This is a genomic window from Actinomycetota bacterium (assembly GCA_012837825.1).
In the GTDB taxonomy this organism is placed as follows: Bacteria; Actinomycetota; Humimicrobiia; order Humimicrobiales; family Humimicrobiaceae; genus Humimicrobium.
This window is the reverse complement of record DUQM01000082.1, coordinates 1-22,755: the sequence shown is the minus strand read 5'-3', so window position 1 is coordinate 22,755 and position 22,755 is coordinate 1. Positions and strand designations below refer to the sequence as shown.

Sequence of the window (22,755 nt, the reverse complement as noted above, 5' to 3'; positions counted from 1 at the left end):
CATTTTAATAATTATTTCACTATAAAAAAAGGAAAAAAATGAGAAAACCATTTATTGCAGGGAACTGGAAGATGAACTTAAATCATAATGAAGCCTCCGGTTTTATTAATGAGTTAAGCCTGAAATTTGGTAATAAGAATGATATTACCATTGCAGTATGCCCGCCTTTCACATCTATAAGCAGTACCGCCGCAGCAATTGAAGCCTGCAGGGTTGAAGATAAAGCTTTTGACATTAAAATAGGTGCCCAGAATATGTATTATGAAAAAAACGGGGCATTTACAGGTGAAATATCGGCAGATATGCTGAAAGCTCTGGGGACCGAATATGTAATAATCGGCCACAGTGAAAGAAGGGTAATATTTAAAGAAGATGACGAACTTGTAAACAGAAAAATAAAAGCGGCTCTTTCAAACGGGTTAAAGCCCATACTTTGCGTGGGAGAATCCCTTGAGACAAGAGAAAAGGGCAAAGCTGTCGACTTTACCCTTAACCAGGTTCAGTCAGGCCTTAATTCAGTAAGCGCAGATGAGATGACAAACATCACCATAGCTTACGAACCAATATGGGCAATAGGCACCGGGAAAACAGCAACTCCCGAAGACGCACAGCATATGTGCAGCTCTATAAGGATGAAAGTAGAAGCCCTGTATAAAAAAGATATAGCTGAAAATACGGTAATTCAGTATGGGGGAAGTGTTAAGCCATCCAATATAAGCGAAATAATGGCAATGCCTGATATTGACGGTGCTCTTGTCGGAGGAGCAAGTATAAAAACAGATGATTTTTTAGCATTAATTAACTACTAGTCAGGACTGAAATGGAAAAAAATAATCATGATGCAAGGTACCCTTTATGTCTGATAATTATGGATGGGTGGGGATGTTCAGATAAAAAAGAAGGAAATGCAATACTTGCTGCAGATACACCTAATTATGACAGACTGATAAAAAATAATCCTTATACGCTATTACATGCTTCGGGATTGTCAGTGGGCTTGCCTGAAGGACAGATGGGAAATTCCGAAGTAGGGCATTTAAATATCGGAGCAGGCAGAATCGTATATCAGGAACTGACGAAAATAACCAGATCTATCGAGCTTGGCAAATTTTTTGAAAAGGAAGCTTTTCTTGAAGCAGTAAAAAATACAGACAGGAATGATTCCAGTCTGCATTTGTTTGGGTTGCTCTCTGACGGAGGAGTGCACAGCCATATTTCCCATCTCAAAGCTTTAATAGATCTTGCTGCCATGCACAAGGTAAAAAAATTATATCTGCATGCATTTCTGGACGGAAGAGATGTACCGCCAAGATGTGCACTAAACTATATTGAAGAAATTACTGCATACATGAAAGATAAGGGTCTTGGAGAAATTGCAACCATTTCGGGAAGATATTATGCAATGGATAGAGACAACAGATGGGACAGGGTAAAAAAGGCTTATGACAACCTGGTTTACAGAAACGGACAATTATTTAAAAATGCTAAAGAGCTTCTTGATGCATCTTATAAGAATAATATAGATGACGAATTTGTTGTTCCTGCAAGCATTATGGTAAGCGATGCTGAAAGCGCAAAAGTAAAATCACAAGATTCCATTATATTCTTTAATTTCAGGCCTGACAGGGCAAGAGAAATGACCAGAGCTTTCATATATGAAGATTTCAATGAATTTGACAGAGGTCCTGCTGCCCCAGGAGATATCATTTTTGTATGTATGACAGAATATGATGCTTTGTTCAGTTCTGTAAAGAATGTTTTTATTGCCTATCCTCAAAGAAATCTGGCTAATACAGTGGGAGAGGTGATTTCAAGAAACGGTCTCAAGCAGTTAAGGATTGCCGAGACAGAGAAATATGCACATGTGACATTCTTTTTAAACGGCGGAGTTGAAAAACCCAATCCCAATGAGGACAGAATTCTTATTCCTTCCCCGAAAGTTGCCACATATAATCTCAAGCCCGAGATGAGCGCTTATGAGATTGCCAAGACAGTGGTAAAGAAAATAGATGAAAAATCCTATCATGTAATTATTGTAAATTTTGCTAATCCTGACATGGTTGGCCATACGGGATTTTTTGAACAGGCAGTAAAGGCAGTTGAGGTTGTTGATGAATGTCTTGGCATGATAACGGATAAATTAAAAGAAGTAAAAGGAACATGTATAATAACTGCTGACCACGGTAATGCAGAGGAAATGTTCAATACTGAAAAGCAATGCGCCATGACCGCTCATTCCAATTCAATGGTTCCCTTTATTTTATGTGATGACAGAATCCTATCTTTGGTATCATGCGGTGATGCCCCGGCTCTTTGTGATATTTCACCGACGATTCTGGAAATGCTTAATATTGAGAAACCGGAAGAGATGACAGGTAAAACCTTAATAAAAGAATGGAAGAATGATAAAGAATAAGATAAAGAGACCCATCTGTCTTATCATAATGGACGGGTGGGGTATCTCAGAAAAGCAAAAGGGCAATGCGATATATCATGCCCTGACAGCTAATATAGATTATTATACAAGATATTATCCTAATACGAAACTGAATGCCGCAGGTGAAAAAGTAGGCTTGCCTGAAGGACAGATGGGAAATTCCGAAGTAGGGCATTTAAATATCGGAGCAGGCAGGATAGTTGTTCAGGATTATACAAAAATCACTAATGCCATAAAAGACGGAAGTTTTTATGAAAATAAGGTTTTTAAGGACGCATTTCAAAATACAATAAATAATAATTCTGACCTGCATTTTATGGGATGTCTGTCAGACGGAGGAGTGCACAGCCATACAGATCATCTGAAAGCTCTGATGAAAATGGCAGCAAAATATGGAATAAAAAATTTTTATATACATGCTTTTCTCGATGGAAGGGATGTTTTTCCCAAGAGTGCTAAAAAATATATAGCAGAGATACAAAATCTTGCAAACAGGCTTAAAGCAGGTGAAATAGCATCATTAAGCGGCAGATATTATTCACTTGACAGAGATAATAAGTGGGACAGGACAAAAAAAGCTTTTGATCTCCTGGTCAGCAGGGAAGGAGAATTCTTTAAAGACCCTCTTGCAGCAGTTGAAGAATACTATAAAAAGGGTCTGACGGATGAATTTATCAAGCCCTGCTGCATAGAAACTTCAGACAATGAAGCTTCAAAGATAAAAAACAAGGATTCAGTAATATTTTTCAATTTCAGGCCTGACAGAACAAGACAACTGTCAAGCCCTTTTGTAATCCGGGATTTTAATATTTTTGACAGGGGAAAAATAAATCCTGACAGTATATACTTTGCCGGAATGACTATTTATGATGATAGTTTTGCGTGTCCGGCTGCATTTCCCCAGGAAAGATTAAAAAATACTCTTGGTGAGATAATAGCTCTCAACAATTTAAAACAGCTAAGAATTGCTGAAACAGATAAATATCCGCATGTCTCATTCTTTTTTAGCGGTGGAGTTGAAACTCCTTTTAAAAACGAGGACAGGATTATGATACCGACTGTACCGGTTAAGACATATGATCTGAAGCCTCAGATGAGTGCGTATGAGGTGACGGAAAAAGTTATTGAAAAGATATATGAAAACATATACGACCTGATTATCCTTAATTACGCAAATGCAGACATGGTTGGACACTCAGGCTATATGGATTCTGCAATTACTGCGGTAGAAACAGTTGATACCTGTGTAGGACTTGTAGTAAATGCCCTTGTCAATACCGGAGGCATAGCGCTGATTACCGCTGATCATGGAAATGCAGAAGAAATGGTATGTTCTATCACAAAGAACGTGATTACGGCACATACTTCCTCTTATGTTCCTTTTATTTTATGTGATGATAGCGTAAAAGGATTGAGGCAGGATTATGAAAACCTTAAGCTTGGAGACATAGCTCCAACCATTCTGGAGCTTGCCGGAATAGAAAAACCTCCGGAAATGACAGGCGATTCCCTGATAAAAAAATAATAAATATTTGAATTTGATTTTTTTTTGATATAATATCTGTTTTAAGCTCAAAAATTACAGCATTTATAGTATTAGAAAGAAAGAAGAAGGTATTTATGGGTTCTATTTGGTTGAATGTAGTATTTATAATTCATATAATTGCATGTTTGTCGGTTATTTTATTGATATTGCTGCATTCCGGAAAAGGCGGAGGAATATCGGGGCTTTTTTCCGGAATGATGGAAACTTTTGACGGTTCGGGAATAGTCGAAAAAAATCTTGACAGAGTAACGATTATAAGTTGTGTAATTTTTGGTATAACATCTATATTGCTATTTATTTTTCAATAATTATTTTCTTTCATTTTATTTCTCAACAGCCTTAACTGAATTGATGTTTATATCATGTTTTGATAATTTTTTTGATTGACAATAAATTTTACCGGATTTATTGATAATATTAATGACAGTTTATTTTCCGGTAATGTTTAAATAAAAAGGAGGAGATTAAATGCAAAAAAATAAAAAACTATTTGCATTGCTTACTATTGTAGTTGTAGCTGCTTTGGCAGCTTCTTTGTTTGCCGGTTGCAAGGCTGCAACCCAGACAGAAACTACAACAGCGGAAGCTGCAGCGGCGGAAACTACAACAGCGGAAGCTGCTGAAGAAAAAACAGCAGAAACAGTATCCGGAGAACCGGTAGCTGGCGGAATAATGAGAATGCACCTTAATGAACCGGTTTCTCTTGATCCGCCTAATGCATATGAAAGCGAAGGAATCCAGGTAGTCCGACAGATATGGGACGGATTGTTTACCTACGATCCTGAAACACTTGAAGTAGTACCTGAACTTTGTGAGAAATATGAGATTAGCGATGATCTGCTGACTTATACATTCTATATAAAGAAAGGTGTCAAGTTCCATAGCGGCAAAGAACTGACTGCGCAAGATTTCGTTTATTCCTGGACAAGAGTTGTTCTTAAAGACACTGCTTCATACCTGGCTTATCATTTGTCTGCAATTGAAGGTTATGATGCAGCTCAGGACGGCAGCTCAACGGAACTGACCGGAGTAAAGGCGCTTGACGATTACACTCTTCAGGTTACTCTTCAGTATCCTTATGCTGACTTTGTAAATACATTGGGACACGTTGTATTTTATCCTGTTAATCAGGAAAGTATAGAAGCGGCCGGCGACAAAGCTGGCGAAATACCGGATGGTACAGGTCCGTTTAAATTCGTTTCCTGGACACACGACCAGTCAATAGAACTTGTAAGAAATGACGATTATTACGGTCAGAAAGCTTATCTTGATGGCGTATTATATGTAATAATTCCTGAACAGGAAACTGCATTTCTGGAGTTTCAGGCCGGAAATCTTGAATTCACTGAAATACCTGTAGGGCAGAGAGCTGCTACGGAAGCTGATCCGGCTTTAAAAGATGGCACAATAATTCATCCGATACTCGGACTTTATTATTATGGCATGAATCTTCAGGCAGAGCCATTTAAAGATAATCTTGCATTAAGAGAAGCTATAATATATGCAATTGACAGGCAAAATATCTGCGACATTATCAATGAAGGAATATCAAGCCCTGCAACAGGATTTGTTCCTCCGGGAATCCCCGGATTCCAGGAAAATGCCATGGATTTCACATATGATCCTGAAATGGCAAAACAGAAGCTCGAAGAGGCAGGATATCCCAATGGTGAAGGTCTTGAAACTTTAAATCTTGGTTTTAATACAGGTTCAGGCCATGAAAAATTAGCAGAAGCTATTCAGGCAGATCTTGCTGAAATAGGCATTACAATGGAAATTGAAGGATTTGAGTGGGGGACAATGCTTGAAAAAGCAGCCAGCGGTGAAATAATATTCTTCAGACTGGGTTGGCTTGCCGACTATCCTACAATGGATAATTTCCTTTATTCATTATTCTACTCAAAATCATCTGATAACTATTCAGAGTATAGTAATCCTATTGTAGACGAATTGCTTGTTGCGGCAAGAAGTACTGTTGATGAGGATGAAAGAATAGCCAAATACCGTGAGGTTGAAAAGACTATTCTTAAGGAAGCGGCTTTTGCACCTATTTACTTCTATGGCACAAGCAGAGTAGTAAAGACTTATGTAAAAGGATTCGTATTTGACAACATGGAAAATTATGATCTTGCCACTGTTTGGCTGGAACAATAATACTGTTTAAAATAATGAATTAATATTATAATAATAATAGCCTGCAAATGTGCAGGCTATTATTATTTGCAAAAAGTTTGGTATTTTTGTATTAATGGTTGTAAAATTGCTAAAATAGTTTTAATATGATGTATTTTTTAAAAGCTGAATAAACTGAATAATTATTAAATAGAAAAATAGAGATGTTATATTATATTATAAAGAGGATACTCCAGATAATTCCTGTAATAATCGGAATCACCCTCATACTTTTTATTTTAATGTATGTGATACCTGAAGATCCTGCCAAACTCATTCTCCAGAAAGGTGCAACGCCTCAGGCCCTTGCCAACCTCAGGGCAAAAATGGGAATAGACAAACCAATCTATGTACAGTACTGGAGATATGTCTCCTCTCTTGCAAAAGGAGATCTTGGAACTTCTTATAGATACCGGCGATCAGTGAATGAAATACTTGCCGAGCATTATCCAAATTCCATAAAACTGGCTTTCGCGGCAATAATTATTGAAACGATAATAGGAATAATTGCCGGAATCATATCGGCTGTCAAGAAATATTCTTTTCTTGATGTACTGGTCACAATCTCCACAACCATACTTGTCTGTATTCCTGTATACTGGCTTGGAATGCTTTTACAGATAGGCTTTGGCTTAAAGCTCGGGTGGCTTCCAATGTCAGGAATGGGGGATGGCAGCTTAAAATATTATATACTTCCGGCGCTAACCCTTGCTTCTGTCTCAACGGCTTTTGTTGCCAGAATGACACGCTCAAGCATGCTTGATGTCTTGTCAAATGATTATATAAGGACTGCTTATGCAAAAGGTCTTTCAAATAACAGGGTTATTTTCAAACATTCTTTGAAAAATGCGCTTATTCCTGTAATAACCTATATCGGAATAGATTGGGTACTTTAGTGGGTGGCGCTATTTTAACGGAAACGATTTTTGCATGGCCGGGAGTTGGCAGAATAATTTATCTTGCAATACTTCAGAGAGATGCTCCTGTTGTAATAGGCGGAACCATAATTCTTGTACTTATTTTTGTTATCATTAATCTGATTGTTGATATTTTTTATGCAATCCTTGACCCGAGAATAAGATTCAGCGGGGGAGAAGCCAATTATTAAATAAATACTGAAAAAATAATATAAATTTGTAATAAATATGTTTTTGATAAAAGAAGAAAAAAACGAACTGCCTGCAGATAATTCAGATCCTGATAATATCGTTGAGAAATCAATAATTGAAGAAAACCGATTAGACAAAAAATACAGCAAGTCTTCTTTATATAAAGATGCATGGAGAAGACTTATAAGAAACAAGCTTGCCATGATAGGGCTTGCAATTGTTATTATGATGGCCCTGATAGCAATATTTGCTCCGCTTATTGCCCCTTATGATCCTACCTATAGAGAGAAAACTGCATCGCAGGAAAGTCCGAGTGCTGCGCACTGGTTTGGTACTGATATCCTGGGAAGAGATATTTTCAGCAGAGTGCTTTACGGTACCCAGATTTCAATGCTTGTCGGGGTAATAGCGGTTGCCATTTCTCTTGCAATAGGATTGTTTCTGGGAGCTATTTCAGGTTTTTTCAGCGGCATACCTGATGCTATAATTATGAGGATCGCTGATATATTTTTTGCTTTCCCTTATATTCTCGGAGCAATAGCAATAATGACCATTCTTGGACCCGGTGTTCTGAATATATTTATCGCAATAGGAATACTTGGCTGGGCTTCAGTTGCAAGACTGTTCAGGAGTTCCATATTGTCAATTAAGGAAAAAGAATATATTGAAGCGGCTCGCGCCCTTGGAGCAAGCAATGCAAGGATTATTATCAAGCATATTCTTCCGAATTCTTTTGCGCCCCTTATTGTATATTCCACTATGAATGTCGGAACTGCTATTATTGTTGAGGCTGCTTTAAGTTTTTTAGGATTGGGAGTGCAGCCGCCGACTCCTTCCTGGGGGAAGATGCTTTCAGAATCTCTGACTTATATAAACACTGCCCCATGGCTTATGTTTTTTCCCGGCCTTGCGATACTGATAACGGTACTCGGATTTGTTCTTCTTGGAGATGGTTTAAGAGATGCTCTTGATCCGAAATTAAAGAGGTAATCAATGACAAACAATAATAACATATTGCTTGAGGTAAAAGACCTGAGAACTTATTTCTACACGGATGCCGGTGTTGTGAAAGCTGTTGATGGTGTAAGCTTTGACTTAAAAAAAGGTGAAACTCTTGGAATAGTTGGCGAAACAGGTTCAGGCAAAAGCATTACGGCTCTTACAATTCTCGGACTTATTGCTATTCCGCCGGGAAAAATTGTCAGCGGAAATATTAATTTTGACGGACAGGATCTTCTGAAGCTCAAACAGAAGCATCTACAGAAATACAGGGGCAACAGGATATCAATGATATTTCAGGATCCCATGACATCGCTTAATCCTGTTTTTACAATAGGCAATCAGTTAATGGAAGCAATTCTTGCACATCAGAAAATCAGTAAAAAACAAGCTTATGAAAGAGCGCTTGAACTGCTTGATATGGTAGGAATGCCTGACATACATAAAAGAATGAAAAGTTATCCTCATGAGTTTAGCGGTGGAATGAGGCAGAGGGCAATGATAGCAATGGCAATAGCCAATTCCCCAAGCATACTTATAGCTGATGAGCCTACTACTGCTCTTGATGTTACCATACAGGCTCAGATTCTTGAACTTGTTGAGGAATTAAAAAGTAAAACCGATTCTTCAGTTATGCTGATCACTCATGATCTTGGAGTAATTGCAAAATATGCAGAAAGAGTTCTTGTCATGTATGCGGGCAAGCCGGTAGAGTTTGCCAGCGTGAATGATATTTTTTACAAACCATATCATCCCTACACAATGGGCCTGATAGGATCAGTCTCGAAACTTAATGAAGAGCAAAAGGAAAGGCTGAAACCCATAAAAGGAACACCGCCAAGCCTTATAGATCTTCCTGAAGGATGTACTTTTGCACCGAGATGCAGGTTTAAGCTGAGTTCATGCAGGCTGTCCTATCCTCTAAGCATTGAAATAGAGAAGGGTCATTTTGTCTCATGTTTCAGGTCAGAAGAATTTTATTCAGGATCTTTGTCAAGGGATTAGAGAATACATATGGATTTAGTTTATAATATAAATTTTTGTTTGTAGGATTTAGAAATAATGCCAGAAAAAGATACATTATTACTGGAAGTAAAGAATCTGAAAAAGCATTTTAATTTAAGATCAGGATTTTTTCATTCCAAATCTTCCAATTCAGTCAAAGCAGTCGATGATATAAGTTTTTTTATAAAAAAAGGCGAGACTTTCGGACTTGTTGGTGAAAGCGGATGCGGTAAATCCACTACAGCAAGATTGATACTAAGATTGATAAAACCCACAAGCGGAATAATCAATTACAAAGGAAATGATCTTGTAAGGATGAAAAATTCACAGATGCTTAAATACAGAAAAGAAATACAGATAATTTTTCAGGATCCTTACGCTTCATTATCTCCCAGAATGACGATAGGTGACATAGTTAATGAACCGCTGGAGATACACAGGATAGGCAGTAAAATTTCAAGACTTAAAAGGATCAAAGAGTACCTGGGAACAGTTGGTCTTAATCCGGAGCATATAAACAGATACCCGCATGAGTTTAGCGGAGGACAGAGACAGAGAGTGGGGATTGCAAGAGCACTTGTTCTCCAGCCTGAATTGGTAATCTGTGATGAACCTGTATCTGCTCTTGATGTATCGGTACAGGCCCAGATTCTGAATTTAATGCTTGATTTACAGAGCGAATTTAATCTTACATATCTTTTTATAGCTCATGATCTTTCAGTAGTGAAATATGTCAGCAACAGAATCGGAGTAATGTATCTCGGTAAAATAGTTGAAGTTGCACCTTCAGAAAAATTATATATAAATCCGCTGCATCCTTATACAATGGGGCTTCTTTCGGCAATACCCATTCCTGATCCGGAAATTGAGAGAAAGAGGCAGAGGATTATTCTGCCGGGTGATGTTCCAAGCCCTATTAATCCGCCTTCGGGTTGCAGATTTCATCCAAGATGTCCTAATGCCCAGGAGATTTGTTCAAAAGAAGAACCGGTTCTCAAAAATTATAGCAAGGACGGAAAAGAACATCTGGCTGCATGTTTCTTTGCCGGAAAATCTATTTAGCAATAATGCCAAAGGCAGAAACTTAATAAATTAAAATCTTATAATTTTCCCTTTTTGATCATATTTTGAAAAATAAAATAAAATTCAGATCTATAATAATATTGACTCTTTGTGTAGCTATATTTACTGTGTTTGCAGCAGGATGCAGCGGCATGGATTTGCCTGCTGGATTTAATATGGATATCGACAGCATGGAAATCGAGGAAAACACAAAAGAGTCCACTGTTGACTTATATGAAGATAGCATGGAGCTGTTCTTTAATATAAAGAACAAACAAAAAGACAAAAATGTTTTAAACAATATAAATGTGAGGCAGGCTATATTTCATGCAATAGACAGGGAAAGAATAGTAAACGAGCTGTTTGGGGATAGAAATAATGTGCTGAATAGTCTGTTCAGTGAAAATTCTTCTTTTAGTATTCCGGTATGGAACAAACTTGAATACAATAAAGGAAAAGCGCTGGAATGCCTGAAAGCAGCAGGATACGGACCGGAAAATCCTTTGTATCTTACAATAGGCTCAAACGACAACTCTTCCTCAAGACAGGAAATAGAAGAAATAATAAAAGAAAACCTTGAAGAAATTGGAATAAAAATATGGATAAGCAATTATCCCCCAAACGAATGGTATAATGAACATATTAGGCTTGGCAATTATGAGCTTGCCTTATGGTCTTTATATACCTCAAATCCAAATGAGCTTCTGAATTATTTTAATTCTACAAAAATACCGGTAAATGAAACAGCTGAAAACCAGAATTGCAATAATTTTTACTGGTATTCAAATGCTGCCATTGACGAAAATCTGCAGAAACTTATTCTGACCAAAGATATTGAAGAGAAGAAAGATATTGCAGAGGAAATACAAAATAAAATTTTTGAAGATTCTTTCATACTACCGCTTTTTTCAAGACTGTATGCAGTAGCTTTTAATACAGAAATAAGTAATCTTGAAATAAGTTCTTCCGACGGCAATTATTTATCGAATATACAGAATATCAAACTAAATTTGGAAGAAGGTGAAGAAGGGGAGTTGGTAATCGGGACCGATAATATGCCTTCCACAATGAATCCTTTTCTGGAAGAAAATATATTTATGAATTATATAAATAGCATAGTTTCAAGAGGTTTGTGGAAACCGGACAAAGATGGGAGCTACATCCCTGATCTTATAGATGATGCAAAATCACAAACGGCCATAAGCAGATCCGACAACAGCATATTTATAACTTTGAAAGAAAATATTTTCTGGCAGGATGGAATGCGGGTGAATTCCGGGGATGTCAAAGCCACGATAGAAGCAATTATTGCTGATAAAAACCTTAACCTTAAAGAAGCTGGATATAAAAATATAAAAGAAATAAAAATAGTGAGCGAAACGGAATTTTATATATATTTTACTGATCCTATTCAGAATTATGAAAAATTATTTACATTTATTCTGAATAAAAAAATGCTTGAAAAAGATGCCATCGGGAATTTGCTTATAGATGGCTCATTCGGCTGCGGGCCTTATAAGATTACGGAATGGGTAAAAGACCAGTATATGCTGCTGGAAAAAAATATTTATTACAAGGATAATTTTTCTGAAGTGGATAAAATAAAAATAGTGCTTGAAGCAGATAAAAATCTGCTGATAGCTTCTTTAAAAAATGGCGAAATAGGTCTGACAAGTATTCCCGTAGACATGGAACTAATAACACAGCTTGATGAAAATAAAAATATAGATGTGCTGATCGAAAAAGGTAATCTCTGGGAGCATCTTGCTATCTGTCTCAAGCCGGTAGAATAAGCTAAAAAGCAGTAATTCTTCCCGTATTTCTTTTTTTTGCAGGCAGACTTCTTGAGTTGGTAATTCTTTTATTTTGAAAAACAAGGTGTTCGCAATATAATAAATTAAGGATATGAAATGATTTGAGTTGAAACAATACAAAAAAGAATTTAAAATATTTTGACAATATGTCGGAGTGGCGGAATTGGTAGACGCGCAAGGTTGAGGGCCTTGTGAACGGTATAGTTCGTGGGGGTTCAAGTCCCCCTTCCGACACCATTAAAAATGAAAGAAAGCTATTTATATAAAAAAATCAGCCAGTCAAAAACATCATGCTATTTATGTAGCCATATGTGTACGATTGCCCATAATGCCTTCGGGAAATGCAATGTAAGGAAAAATATCGGAGGAAAGCTTTTCAGCCTGAATTACGGACAGCTGATTACAGAGAACATTGATCCAATTGAAAAAAAACCTTTATTTCACTTCCTGCCCGGCAGCATGTCTTATTCAATAGCATGTGCCGGATGTAATTTTAAATGCTTTTTCTGTCAGAATTACCAGATTTCCCAGATAGCAGAGGGAGAAGCGGAGAACCGGGGCGTTTACTATAATCCTGATGACATCGTAAAAAAGGCTTTAAGATACGATTGTAAAAGTATTTCCTATACATATACGGAACCGACGGTTTTTTTTGAATTTGCATTTGATACAGCAGTAATTGCAAAAGAAAACAAAATTAAAAATGTCTTTGTGACGAATGGCTACATGACAAAAGAAGCTATTGATAAAATTGCTCCTTATCTGGACGCGGCAAATATTGATCTTAAAAGTTTTACAGATGATTTTTACAGAAAATATGCAGGAGCAAGACTAAAACCTGTTCTTGAAAATATCGAGTATCTTAAAAGCAGAGAAATATGGGTGGAAGTCACAACTCTGCTGATCCCCGGACTGAATGATTCCAAGGAAGAAATAAGGGCAATGGCCGAGTTTTTAAAAAATATATCGGCCGAACTTCCATGGCATTTAAGCGCTTATTACCCACAGTATAAATCATCCATAAAGGCAACTGAAACAGATAAAATAACGGAGGCTGTAGCAATAGGAAAATCGGCAGGGCTAAAATATGTTTATGCCGGCAATATTCCTGCAAATAATCTGGAAAACAGCTTTTGTCCCGCATGCGGGAAGCTTTTAATCAGTCGCCATGGATATAATATAATGGAAAATAATATTGAAGACGGCAGGTGCAGGTTCTGCAAAGGCAGAATAAACGGGTTTTTCTAAAAACCTTTATACCGCTATTAACTTTTATGTGATTTTATTTTATAATTACATATCTCAAAGGCGACATAGCCAAGTGGTAAGGCAGAGGTCTGCAAAACCTTTATCTCCGGTTCGAATCCGGATGTCGCCTCCAGGATCAGAACCGCCTGGCCTGTAAATTGGACGGTTTTTCTTTTTCCAATAAAGACCCCAGCATTTTCCGGAAGTGGATTTTATTTATGTTTTCCGTCAGAATAATTGTCGATGGAGAAGTAGAATTTATGGAGGCGTATCAATTAAGTGATTAAAAGAGACACAATCATTAAATATCTTATTGAAACATATAGTCCGGATGCGATTATTGTGTATGGCTCATTCGTAGACGGAAGTGCAAATGAGCATAGCGATTTTGACGCATTAGTCATCGCAAATAGTTCGAAGAAGCATGATTCTTCAGTGATTGAGGATATTCCTCTTGATGTGTTCATCTATCCGCCTGAGGTGTTTCAAGATGAATACAATCCGGAAGATTTTATCCAGGTATTTGATGGGGAAATTGTATTGGATAAAAAAGGAATTGCAAAATCATTAAAAGAGCGTGTTCTTGAATTCACTAAGGGAAGAACCCTTAAAACAAATGAAGAAATCCAAAATGAAGTTTACTGGCTGAAAAAAATGTTAATGCGCACATCCCGTGGGGATACTGAAGGCTACTACAGATGGCACTGGCTTCTATATGACAGTCTGGAGATCTATTTTAATATTAAACGCCTGCGTTACTGTGGACCTAATAAAGCACTCCGTACCCTCCATAAAATAGACCCGGAAGCTTATAGCATCTACCTGCTTGCACTTAAGGAATTTACACAGGAGACACTTTCCGGGTGGATTGATTATTTGGAAGACCTGTCTTTGGTTTAATAGATTCCGATTTGCAGAGAGGAAAATGCAGATTGTGGTTTTTCATACATAAAATATCATCTGAAACCTATACTTGCAGGTTAAAGTTATAAAAACTAAAAAATCTTAATTCTTATTTAAAAATAAATAATATATAATCATTAAAAATAAATATAAACGATAAACAAATAGTTTTAAAAATTATTTTATTTCCAAAAATAGAATAATTTTTAAGGAAAGAGGGGGAACTGATGAATTTAAACACAAAACATGTGGACGGGATTAAAAAGAACAAGCTTGTTTTATATGCATTAAGTACCTGCATATGGTGCAGAAAGACCAAGATGCTTTTAAACGAACTGGGTGTGTCATACGATTATATAGATGTTGATTTTCTTGATAGCAATGAACAGGATTTTGCTGTTGAGCAGGTCAAAAAGTTTAATCCATCCGGAGGATTTCCAACTCTTGTTATTGATGATAAGGAAGCGATAAGAGGATTTGATGAAATTAAAATAAGGGAAGTGCTGGAAAAGTGAAACAAAACAAAGATATTGAAGAAAAAGAGCTGGAAAAAGCTTTTGAAAAAATAAAAAAAGATGCACTTGAAAATGGTTATTTTCTTAATTCAGAGGAATCTTTTTCAAAAGAACTGGTAAGAAGTCTTTTAATCAATGAAAGCAGATATGGCTATCAATCCTGTCCGTGCCGTCTTGCCAGCGGAAAAAAGAAAGAGGACATAGATATAATCTGTCCCTGCGATTACAGAGACGATGATCTTAATGATTACGATGCCTGCTATTGTGCTCTTTATGTTTCGGAAGAGGTAATCAAAGGCAGTAAAAAGCTTTCATCGATTCCTGAGAGAAGAAAAAAAGCAGATCAGGGAAAGGAAAAAAAGATAAGCGAACCAAAAGTGAAGGTTCAGGGAAATGATCTGAATTTAAAATATCCGATATACAGGTGCAAAGTATGCGGTTATCTCTGCGCCAGAAATAATCCGCCCGGGATATGTCCGGTTTGCAAGGCAAAAAAGGACAGGTTTGAAAGATTTATATGACGAACCCGTTTAACTGATTTGCGGTCTTTTTATAATATTTGAAAACTGATAATATCTACAGAACGAGAACTGATTTTTTTAATTATGCTGATAGCTGAAATAATTGGTACTGTTACAAGTACTGTAAAAGTAAAAAAAATTGAAGGCACAAAGCTGAAAATAGCCAGAACCATTGACCCTGACGGAAAACCGACAGGCAGGTATTTTATAGTTGAAGACGGGGTAGGCGTTGGCAGTGGCGAAATAGTTCTGCTTTCTGATGATGATATTGCGATAAGCAGAATTGTAGGTATCGATAAAACACCCATAAAATCAGCCGTAGTGGCGAAAGTAGATAAAATAAACATATATGATTTGAAAGATTAAACAGAATGTATATAGGCAGAGTAATCGGTAATGTAGTTTCTGTAGCTAAAATTGAACAGCTCAGCTCGGCAAAGTTGTTTATTGTAGAATATTTTAACTCAAGGCTTGAACCGGCCGGCAAATATGAAATATCTTTTGACGCCATAGGCATAGGTATAGGAGATTATGTTCTTGTATGCGGAGGCAGCGCAGGAAGGATGCCGGCTCTTACAAGTAAAATGCCCGCAGACTCAACTATAATGGCAAGAATTGATGATTTTAAAAAATTTAGAAAAGAATATTTTGAAGACAAGTAAAACAAAAATGTTGCTTACTGTTTTTTTATAAGGGATATGGATTGGATCTGGGAATAATAAAAAAAGAAATCGTATGTACGGTAAAGGACGAAAAAGTAGAGTCTGTAAAATTCTATATGGTGCAGATGCTTAATCTTGATTTAAGCGAGAGAGATGAGTATGCAGTTTGTGCGGAAAATACATTGGGACTGGGCATAGGGGAAATAGTTCTTGTAATAAAAGGCAGTCCGAGCAGGATGCTCAGAGGCAATACGGACATGCCGGTTGACCAGGCTATTTCTGCAAAAGTAGATTCTGTAAATATCGAAGAAAGATACAGGCATTTAATAAAATAGCGCAGCCGGATTGGAGCTGAACAAAGATATGTTTCTTGCAAAAGTCATCGGAGTTACGTGGTCGGATCACAAGCATTATTCATATGAAGGTATAGAAATAAAAATAATACAGGATTTAAATCCTGAAACCGGAGAATTAACCGGTAAGCCTTTTTTTGCGATGGATGCCGTTGGTTCAGCGGTCGGTGAAACTGTTGCCTATGAGATAAGCTTTCAGGCCGGTCAGGCTTTTGAACATGCAACAGTTCTTTCAGATACCACAATTACGGCGATAATTGATTCAGTTAATGTTGACAAGGATTATAAAAAATGATTATCGGCAGAGTCATAGGAACAGTTGTAAGCAATGCAAAAGAACCCAAGTATGAGGGTTACAAATTGCTGGTAGTAAAGGAAATGAATGTTTATGGTGAATATGAAAAAAATTTTCATATTGCTGCAGATTTAATAGGTGCAGGAATAGATGAAGTGGTGATGTTGGTAAATGGTGCTGCTGCAAGAGGCTCTGTCGAAACAAATGAAAAGGGCATTGATGCCGTTATCACGGCAAAAATTGCAAAAGCCTTTATACGGGACAAGGAAATAATATATTAAGCAGTCAGAGAAATTAGATTATTTTCTATAAAGCTGCAAATATTTAAGCCTGGATTGGATAAAATCTTTTCCGGACTTAAATTATACCACATAAGATTCTATCCTTTCCTTAAAATAAATATTTAGCTGGGAAAGCATTATTGACCTGTCTTTCATCCTCCGTCCATTTCTTAGCGACCTCCATTGTGGCAAGATAGAGGATTTTCATAAGGGAGCTGTCATTTGGAAATACTGATTTTGCTTTAGTTATAGTCCCTTTTGATATTTTTATTTTTCAAAAATAATTTCTTTAAGGATGTCCATATTGTCGGCAAATCTGTAGCTTTTCATATTATCCTCTATTTTTTCTTTATGGGTCAGCAGCTTGTCGGCCATTTCCTTAAACCACCAGGTATTGCTAACAGCAAGCTGGAAAGCTTTTTTTCTGTCATCCCGTGATGAAATAATGTCTATTGTGCACCATGAGTTATAATTTGTCTGATTCAGATAATAAAAGAATTCAAGCATTTCCCAAAAATTTATTGTACCGAAAATCATATCAGGGTCGGAATCTTTATAGTTTTCATTTATATGTATCTGAAAAAGCTTGTTCCACCTGTCAATCAGCATACATGACTCAGCAATATTTTCATTAGCCATAAGAGCATGGCCTACATCAAGAGCGCATCCAACATTATCCATACCGACTTCACTTATAAAAGCAAGTGCTTTTCCCGTATCGCTGATATACTGTTTCTGCCTTGGATCCTTTGATTTTGCCTCTATGGCTATTTTTACATCAGGATTATATGATGCTATTTCTCTTGTCGTTTCAACAAGATATTTCCAGCCGTCTTTATAGTTTGACTGAAAAACATAATCAAAACCATCATGCGCCGGCCATAAAAGGACGCTGTCTGCTTTTAATTCCTTACAGAGATCGATGCCTTCCTTCATTATTCTAATGGCTTCTTTTCTTATTTTTTTTTCATTTGTAGAGAATGCTCCGTTTTTCCATTTTCGATCACTCCAGATTTCCGGCTCTATGCTTGAAACCTTTAGGTCATAATTATTAAGCAGCTTTACAAGTTTTTCAGGCTCAGAAGGCAGAGGATCGGTCGGCAGAAATACAACAATTCCCGTTATTCCTTTTGTGTTTTGAAAAATCTCAAGTTTTTCTTCAAGTCTCATATCGTCATAATAACCTCCGGGAACGTATCTTTCAGAATATCCGCCCAAACACCAGAGGTGAGCATCTATTTTTAATTCCATTCAAACTCCTTTCCAAGACCTAATTATTGTTGATTTAAAAATATAAAAATTTTTATATTTTTAATTTTAATAACTGACTTATTGTAAAAACAAATAATTTAATTCATTATAGAAATTATTTATGATGAAAGCTAATTTTTTTATGAAGCAATTCCGGAGAACAACTTGAATGCCTGAAAAGAAATACTTATAAAAAAGGTTCCGGAAATACCATCTTTTTTTAACAGAATAAGAGAAGAAGTTTTTGCCATAAACATAATTACACTAATATATTAATTAATCATATTCATTCATTAATTTCATTTATTGATTCTGCGACAAATATCTTGTTATTTCCATATCGGGAATTTATTTCATATATTGTTTTTGCAATACTGTCTTTTTTATCATTATTTTCAAAAAGACCGTATTCAGCAAGACTGTGTTTTTTAAGTCCTGACACCGAAATTCCTATCATCCTTACCTTTTTTCTGACAAGATCTGTTTTTCGGATCAGGGAAAGGGCTGTTTTATAGATTTCAAATATATTGTCGGTATACCTGTCGATTGTTATTCTGGATGATATTCCTGTAAAATCTGAAAATCTTATTTTTAATGTTATTGTTCTCCCTTTACATTTTTCGCGGCAAAGACTGATAACTATTTTCTGAATAAGCCTTAGTACTACTGTTTTTAATACAGCTATATCCGATGTATCTCCGGGCAAAGTCATTTCTCTTCCTATGGATTTTGGATCTGAAGGGGGCAGCACAGGCCGGTTGTCAATTCCGTTTGCCATTTTATAGATAAATTCCCCGGTTTTCTTAAATTTCATTTTAAGTATTTCAAGAGGCATGCCAGCAAGATCACCAATGCTTTTGATACCCATTTTATTAAGGCTTTTTTCAGTGGATCTTCCAATTCCCCAGATGCTTGAAACAGGCAGCATTTTTATTTTGCTCATAGTCTCAGGTGTTTTTTCAAGCACGATGAGGCCGTTTGGCTTGCCAAGATTTGATGCAAGTTTCGCGAAAAATTTATTTGATCCTACTCCGGCGGAGGATACAAGATTGGTTTTTTCATAAATAGCACCTTTTATCTTTTTTGCGATATCAAAAGCTCTGCCGAAAAGTTTTTCACATCCGGTTACATCAAGAAAGGCTTCATCGCATCCTACCGGTTCGACAAGGGGAGTGAACTGATAAAAAATATTTCTTATTATTCCGGATTCAAAAAGATATTTTTCCATATTTACAGGAACATATATGCCCTTCGGACATAATTTCCTGGCCTTATAAAGAGGCATGCCTGAGTAAAGACCATAAGCTCTTGCTTCATAGGAAGCAGAAGAAATTACACCTCTGTTTACCGGTCCCCCAACGATAAGAGGTTTGCCCTTATATTCAGGATTATCTCTTTGCTCTATTTGTGCAAAGAAAGCATCCATGTCCACATGTATTATCTGTCTTTTGTTTTCCATATCCCGTATTTATTATTTATGTTTTATCTGCACATGATCCGGTTACTGTATATTTCCTTCTTAATGCCTGTCTGAAATAGCTTTTTCTTTTAAATCCTGTAAAGTCAAAAGCCTCTGCGTCTATAAGATTATTTGCTATCTTTATAAATTCCAAGCCTTAATGTTTCTCCCAAGTTGTTTTTTATAAAAAAAGGAACGGTCTTTTTATAAAAACTTTCCAGCTTGATAAAAGATCCGATTACACGGACTAATAAATACTTCTGTAAATGGCGATAACTTTGCCCTGTATTTTTATAGCATCCTTTACAACTATTGGCTCATATAAGGGATTTGACGATATCAGCTCAACCGTTCCATCTGAACGTCTGTAAAATCTTTTAACTACAGCTTCATCGTTTAAAAGTGCAGCTATGATATCTCCGTTTTCTGCAGTGTCTTGTATTTTTACGATAAGCATATCCCCGTCGACTATATGGTCTCCGGACATGCTGTCTCCTCTTACTTTTAAAATGAATTGTCCTTCAGCTCTGCCCATTATATGTTTTGATACCGGCACATACTCGCTTATGTTTTCTTCTGCAAAAACAGGTTTTCCTGCTGCTATTCTGCCGAGAAGAGGAAGATACATTACATTATCATCGCTGAAAGGATTAGGGACTTTTAAATACCAGAAAGCTTTTTCTGTCAGCCTCAAAGACCTTGGTGAAGGATTCCTTTGAACATAGCCTTTTCTGGCCAGCATGTTCAAATGATCTGATGCTCCCCTGGGAGAGGAAAACCCTGATATGGAAGCAAGCTCCCTGATCGAAGGGGGATATTTTTTTTCTGATATAAATCTGTATATTTCTTTAAGAAAGGCACTTTGTTTTTCTGTAAGTCCTTCTTTTTTAGCCATTTTACATCTTCTCCCTGACAAGTTTGATTTTTATGTGCTCCATGACAGATTATACAATAATTACTATACATATGTATAGTAATTTATTCGGAGATTTTTCCAGGGTTGATTTTTAAGTTTTTATTCGTATAATCTATCGGGGTTTTTATTTTAAAGCTGTTTTATAGCTTATTTTGTTATAAAAGTCATGCATATATAAGGCGTGCATATCGTTTTTACTGTTTTTTTATAGTAAACAGAGGGGTAAAATTGAAGAAATATAATATTATAATAAACCTTTTATTCTGGGTTCTTATTGCCATGATTATTTTTGGAGCGTTATGGCTGCACTTGGGATATAAAGGAGATGTTTTAAAGTTTTTCACAAGAGCAGAATACGAAAATGAGAAAATAATCATTAAAAAAGAGCCGGTCATCATAAATAAAAAAGAAACCGAGCTTGTTGAATGGTTTTATTTTGTTGCCACAGGCTACAGTGCAGACGATCCATCTCAGGGGACGGACAATATTACTGCTACCGGTAAAAAAATCCATGAAGGAGTTATAGCTGTCGATCCTTATGTAATTCCCCTGGGCACAGAAGTCCAGATAAAAGATATAGGTACTTTCATTGCGGAGGATACAGGAGGAAAGATCAAGGGCAACAGAATAGATATATACTTCAGCACCAAGAAAGAAGCCAAAGATTTCGGTAAAAAAGGAATATGGCTTAGGATTGTTGAAAAAGCGGACGGAACAATAAGTGTTACTGATGAAAAATCACTTTCAGTAATTTATTGAATCATATTTTAATATATTATATACTTTCCTGATATTTTTCTGTTATAAAAACCAAGTTCCGGAGTAATACTTAATTATGAAAAAGATATTTATGATAATTATTATTGCATGTATTGTTGCAGCTCTTTCAATCCTGTCATTCTTCCTGATAAATAAATACAGAAACGATAACAAAGAGGTCGCGGAAACAACTACTTCTTTATCTGAAGAAAAAACTACCGAAACTTCGATAAGTGTGACTACCACGACTACTGATAAAAACCTGTATTTCAGCAGTTCGGAAAACTTTGCAGATTATTTCTTTAAAATTCCCGAAGGCTGGTCTGTATATGAAAAAGATAAAGGTGAAAGACTGGTACTGCATAATAGTGATAATAGTGAAAGTATAATTATTAATATATCAGGCAGTGAAGAAGCAGATGATCTGTATAATTCTGAGATATTTGCCCAGAAATATCTTGACGGGTTAAATGATTTTGATAATTCTTCCAAACTGGATAAGCAGGATGTTGAAATAAGCGGCATAAACGCTGAAATACTGGGTTACAGATATGTAGCTGAACTGGCTGATAATAAAAATATGACAGATATGATAACCGGTTTTGTTTATGATGATGCTTTTTTTATAATTAAATATATGGGCGAAAACATTGAGGCTGATAAGGCTTCTTTATTTTTTAATCAGTTTCTTGCTGATTTCCACCTGTGCAATGAAAATAATCTTAAAGGCAGTGAAACGAAAAAGCCTGATTCGATAAACATATTGATTCTGGGGGATGACAGTGCATTTGACAGACCCGGAGGCAGGGTAAACGGCAGAACGGATATCATAATGATTTTACATATTAATCCTGAAAGCGGGGAAGGAACCATAGTGACAATTCCAAGAGATACCTGGGTGGATATTCCCGGCCACGGAGAAGGTAAAATAAATGGAGCACATGCCGTAGGCGGAAATGAGCTTGCCGTTGAGACTATTGAAAAGTTTTCGGGTCTTGAGATAGATAATTACATAATAACTGATTTTGACGGATTCAAGCCTCTTATTGATTTCTTTGGCGGAGTCACAGTTGAGGTAAAGGAAGATCTTGCTGACGGATTTTCGGGCTGCTATCTTTCAAAAGGGATACACCACTTAAACGGGGAACAGGCTCTTGCTCTTGCAAGAAACAGACACAGAAGCGGGGAACCGGGGCATCAGGGAGGAGCCTTTGCAAGAGAAAGGGAAGCAGCCAAAATAATAATCGCATTAATGAGGCAGCAGTCTGATCTGGAGAAATTTATTAAAATGCCTTTCTTTATTAATTATCTGACCAGGTATGTATGGACAGATATTGAGTTTAAAGATATCGTAAGATATCTTCTTGTATTCGGAAAAATAAATTATTCAAAAATCGATATAACAACCATTCCTTCATGGCCGGAAATGGTCGGAAACGCAAGTGCAG

24 protein-coding genes, 2 tRNA genes and 1 pseudogene are annotated in these 22,755 nt (G+C 36.5%); 23 read left to right on the top strand and 4 right to left on the bottom strand.

Annotated elements, in window-relative coordinates; translation table 11 throughout:
- Window positions 1-38: 38 nt before the first annotated feature.
- From GXZ93_06440 to GXZ93_06340, 21 genes and pseudogenes are all read left to right on the top strand, one after another.
- Complete coding sequence (locus GXZ93_06440; GenBank protein HHT79408.1) at window positions 39-809, top strand: triose-phosphate isomerase; 771 nt, start codon at window positions 39-41, stop codon at window positions 807-809.
- A gap of 11 nt (window positions 810-820) precedes the next feature.
- Complete coding sequence (locus GXZ93_06435; GenBank protein ID HHT79407.1) at window positions 821-2,416, top strand: 2,3-bisphosphoglycerate-independent phosphoglycerate mutase; 1,596 nt, start codon at window positions 821-823, stop codon at window positions 2,414-2,416.
- Window positions 2,403-3,962 (top strand): 2,3-bisphosphoglycerate-independent phosphoglycerate mutase, encoded by a 1,560-nt coding sequence (locus GXZ93_06430; GenBank protein HHT79406.1) that lies wholly within the window; start codon window positions 2,403-2,405, stop codon window positions 3,960-3,962. The genes GXZ93_06435 and GXZ93_06430 overlap by 14 nt, the downstream gene beginning before the upstream one ends.
- 95 nt (window positions 3,963-4,057) lie before the next feature.
- Entirely contained in the window at window positions 4,058-4,291 is a 234-nt protein-coding gene (secG, locus tag GXZ93_06425; protein HHT79405.1) for a preprotein translocase subunit SecG, read from the top strand.
- Window positions 4,292-4,451: 160 nt separating this feature from the next.
- Window positions 4,452-6,137: a peptide ABC transporter substrate-binding protein gene (locus tag GXZ93_06420; protein HHT79404.1), complete on the top strand. Its 1,686-nt coding sequence runs from the start codon at window positions 4,452-4,454 to the stop codon at window positions 6,135-6,137.
- 182 nt (window positions 6,138-6,319) lie between these two features.
- Window positions 6,320-7,263, top strand: a pseudogene (locus tag GXZ93_06415) (ABC transporter permease).
- Window positions 7,264-7,300: 37 nt separating this feature from the next.
- Window positions 7,301-8,254: an ABC transporter permease gene (locus GXZ93_06410; GenBank protein ID HHT79403.1), complete on the top strand. Its 954-nt coding sequence runs from the start codon at window positions 7,301-7,303 to the stop codon at window positions 8,252-8,254.
- Between the two features lie 3 nt (window positions 8,255-8,257).
- Window positions 8,258-9,268 carry an ABC transporter ATP-binding protein gene (locus GXZ93_06405; protein ID HHT79402.1) on the top strand — a complete coding sequence of 337 codons (1,011 nt, stop codon included), beginning with the start codon at window positions 8,258-8,260 and terminating at the stop codon, window positions 9,266-9,268.
- A 57-nt stretch (window positions 9,269-9,325) separates the two neighbouring features.
- Window positions 9,326-10,330, top strand: coding sequence for a dipeptide ABC transporter ATP-binding protein (locus GXZ93_06400; GenBank protein ID HHT79401.1), 1,005 nt, complete (start codon window positions 9,326-9,328; stop codon window positions 10,328-10,330).
- A 152-nt stretch (window positions 10,331-10,482) separates the two neighbouring features.
- Window positions 10,483-12,123 carry a hypothetical protein gene (locus tag GXZ93_06395; protein HHT79400.1) on the top strand — a complete coding sequence of 547 codons (1,641 nt, stop codon included), beginning with the start codon at window positions 10,483-10,485 and terminating at the stop codon, window positions 12,121-12,123.
- 169 nt (window positions 12,124-12,292) lie between these two features.
- Window positions 12,293-12,381: transfer RNA gene (locus tag GXZ93_06390), tRNA-Leu, on the top strand.
- Window positions 12,382-12,387: 6 nt separating this feature from the next.
- Window positions 12,388-13,392 carry an AmmeMemoRadiSam system radical SAM enzyme gene (gene amrS / locus GXZ93_06385; protein ID HHT79399.1) on the top strand — a complete coding sequence of 335 codons (1,005 nt, stop codon included), beginning with the start codon at window positions 12,388-12,390 and terminating at the stop codon, window positions 13,390-13,392.
- 59 nt (window positions 13,393-13,451) lie between these two features.
- Window positions 13,452-13,525: transfer RNA gene (locus GXZ93_06380), tRNA-Cys, on the top strand.
- A gap of 146 nt (window positions 13,526-13,671) precedes the next feature.
- Window positions 13,672-14,292, top strand: a complete 621-nt coding sequence (locus tag GXZ93_06375) for a nucleotidyltransferase domain-containing protein (GenBank protein HHT79398.1) — start codon at window positions 13,672-13,674, stop codon at window positions 14,290-14,292.
- A 230-nt stretch (window positions 14,293-14,522) separates the two neighbouring features.
- Window positions 14,523-14,810, top strand: a complete 288-nt coding sequence (locus GXZ93_06370) for a glutaredoxin family protein (protein HHT79397.1) — start codon at window positions 14,523-14,525, stop codon at window positions 14,808-14,810.
- A gap of 29 nt (window positions 14,811-14,839) precedes the next feature.
- A complete protein-coding gene (locus GXZ93_06365; protein HHT79396.1) occupies window positions 14,840-15,331 on the top strand; it encodes a ferredoxin:glutaredoxin reductase in 492 nt (163 codons plus the stop codon).
- Between the two features lie 84 nt (window positions 15,332-15,415).
- Window positions 15,416-15,697, top strand: coding sequence for a EutN/CcmL family microcompartment protein (locus GXZ93_06360; GenBank protein HHT79395.1), 282 nt, complete (start codon window positions 15,416-15,418; stop codon window positions 15,695-15,697).
- Window positions 15,698-15,702: 5 nt separating this feature from the next.
- Window positions 15,703-15,993, top strand: a complete 291-nt coding sequence (locus tag GXZ93_06355; GenBank protein HHT79394.1) for a EutN/CcmL family microcompartment protein — start codon at window positions 15,703-15,705, stop codon at window positions 15,991-15,993.
- A gap of 41 nt (window positions 15,994-16,034) precedes the next feature.
- Window positions 16,035-16,328, top strand: a complete 294-nt coding sequence (locus GXZ93_06350) for a EutN/CcmL family microcompartment protein (GenBank protein ID HHT79393.1) — start codon at window positions 16,035-16,037, stop codon at window positions 16,326-16,328.
- A gap of 10 nt (window positions 16,329-16,338) precedes the next feature.
- Entirely contained in the window at window positions 16,339-16,641 is a 303-nt protein-coding gene (locus GXZ93_06345) for a EutN/CcmL family microcompartment protein (GenBank protein ID HHT79392.1), read from the top strand.
- Window positions 16,638-16,922 (top strand): EutN/CcmL family microcompartment protein, encoded by a 285-nt coding sequence (locus GXZ93_06340; protein ID HHT79391.1) that lies wholly within the window; start codon window positions 16,638-16,640, stop codon window positions 16,920-16,922. The genes GXZ93_06345 and GXZ93_06340 overlap by 4 nt, the downstream gene beginning before the upstream one ends.
- Window positions 16,923-17,189: 267 nt before the next feature.
- Here the strand turns inward: GXZ93_06340 and GXZ93_06335 are convergent, their stop codons facing one another.
- The 4 genes from GXZ93_06335 to lexA form a co-directional block, all read right to left on the bottom strand.
- Window positions 17,190-18,173: a TIM barrel protein gene (locus GXZ93_06335; GenBank protein ID HHT79390.1), complete on the bottom strand. Its 984-nt coding sequence runs from the start codon at window positions 18,171-18,173 to the stop codon at window positions 17,190-17,192.
- 286 nt (window positions 18,174-18,459) lie between these two features.
- Window positions 18,460-19,632: a DNA polymerase IV gene (gene dinB, locus GXZ93_06330; protein ID HHT79389.1), complete on the bottom strand. Its 1,173-nt coding sequence runs from the start codon at window positions 19,630-19,632 to the stop codon at window positions 18,460-18,462.
- Between the two features lie 16 nt (window positions 19,633-19,648).
- Window positions 19,649-19,786: a hypothetical protein gene (locus tag GXZ93_06325; protein ID HHT79388.1), complete on the bottom strand. Its 138-nt coding sequence runs from the start codon at window positions 19,784-19,786 to the stop codon at window positions 19,649-19,651.
- A 93-nt stretch (window positions 19,787-19,879) separates the two neighbouring features.
- A complete protein-coding gene (lexA, locus tag GXZ93_06320) occupies window positions 19,880-20,527 on the bottom strand; it encodes a transcriptional repressor LexA (protein HHT79387.1) in 648 nt (215 codons plus the stop codon).
- A 300-nt stretch (window positions 20,528-20,827) separates the two neighbouring features.
- Here lexA and GXZ93_06315 point away from each other — a divergent pair, with 300 nt between their 5' ends.
- The gene (locus GXZ93_06315) at window positions 20,828-21,307 is read left to right on the top strand and encodes a hypothetical protein (GenBank protein ID HHT79386.1); all 480 of its coding nucleotides are present in this window, start codon (window positions 20,828-20,830) and stop codon (window positions 21,305-21,307) included.
- Between the two features lie 76 nt (window positions 21,308-21,383).
- A partial coding sequence (locus GXZ93_06310) for an LCP family protein (GenBank protein ID HHT79385.1) occupies window positions 21,384-22,755 on the top strand: 1,372 nt, incomplete at its 3' end.

Bases quoted from the DNA above. Each gene is read 5' to 3' on its own strand.
- GXZ93_06440 (HHT79408.1), top strand. From the start codon at position 39: ATGAGAAAACCATTTATTGCAGGGAACTGGAAGATGAACTTAAATCAT.
- GXZ93_06435 (HHT79407.1), top strand. From the start codon at position 821: ATGGAAAAAAATAATCATGATGCAAGGTACCCTTTATGTCTGATAATT.
- GXZ93_06430 (HHT79406.1), top strand. From the start codon at position 2,403: ATGATAAAGAATAAGATAAAGAGACCCATCTGTCTTATCATAATGGAC.
- secG (HHT79405.1), top strand. From the start codon at position 4,058: ATGGGTTCTATTTGGTTGAATGTAGTATTTATAATTCATATAATTGCA.
- GXZ93_06420 (HHT79404.1), top strand. From the start codon at position 4,452: ATGCAAAAAAATAAAAAACTATTTGCATTGCTTACTATTGTAGTTGTA.
- GXZ93_06410 (HHT79403.1), top strand. From the start codon at position 7,301: ATGTTTTTGATAAAAGAAGAAAAAAACGAACTGCCTGCAGATAATTCA.
- GXZ93_06405 (HHT79402.1), top strand. From the start codon at position 8,258: ATGACAAACAATAATAACATATTGCTTGAGGTAAAAGACCTGAGAACT.
- GXZ93_06400 (HHT79401.1), top strand. From the start codon at position 9,326: ATGCCAGAAAAAGATACATTATTACTGGAAGTAAAGAATCTGAAAAAG.
- GXZ93_06395 (HHT79400.1), top strand. From the start codon at position 10,483: ATGGATTTGCCTGCTGGATTTAATATGGATATCGACAGCATGGAAATC.
- amrS (HHT79399.1), top strand. From the start codon at position 12,388: ATGAAAGAAAGCTATTTATATAAAAAAATCAGCCAGTCAAAAACATCA.
- GXZ93_06370 (HHT79397.1), top strand. From the start codon at position 14,523: ATGAATTTAAACACAAAACATGTGGACGGGATTAAAAAGAACAAGCTT.
- GXZ93_06360 (HHT79395.1), top strand. From the start codon at position 15,416: ATGCTGATAGCTGAAATAATTGGTACTGTTACAAGTACTGTAAAAGTA.
- GXZ93_06355 (HHT79394.1), top strand. From the start codon at position 15,703: ATGTATATAGGCAGAGTAATCGGTAATGTAGTTTCTGTAGCTAAAATT.
- GXZ93_06340 (HHT79391.1), top strand. From the start codon at position 16,638: ATGATTATCGGCAGAGTCATAGGAACAGTTGTAAGCAATGCAAAAGAA.
- GXZ93_06335 (HHT79390.1), bottom strand. From the start codon at position 18,173: ATGGAATTAAAAATAGATGCTCACCTCTGGTGTTTGGGCGGATATTCT.
- dinB (HHT79389.1), bottom strand. From the start codon at position 19,632: ATGGAAAACAAAAGACAGATAATACATGTGGACATGGATGCTTTCTTT.
- lexA (HHT79387.1), bottom strand. From the start codon at position 20,527: ATGGCTAAAAAAGAAGGACTTACAGAAAAACAAAGTGCCTTTCTTAAA.
- GXZ93_06315 (HHT79386.1), top strand. From the start codon at position 20,828: ATGATTATTTTTGGAGCGTTATGGCTGCACTTGGGATATAAAGGAGAT.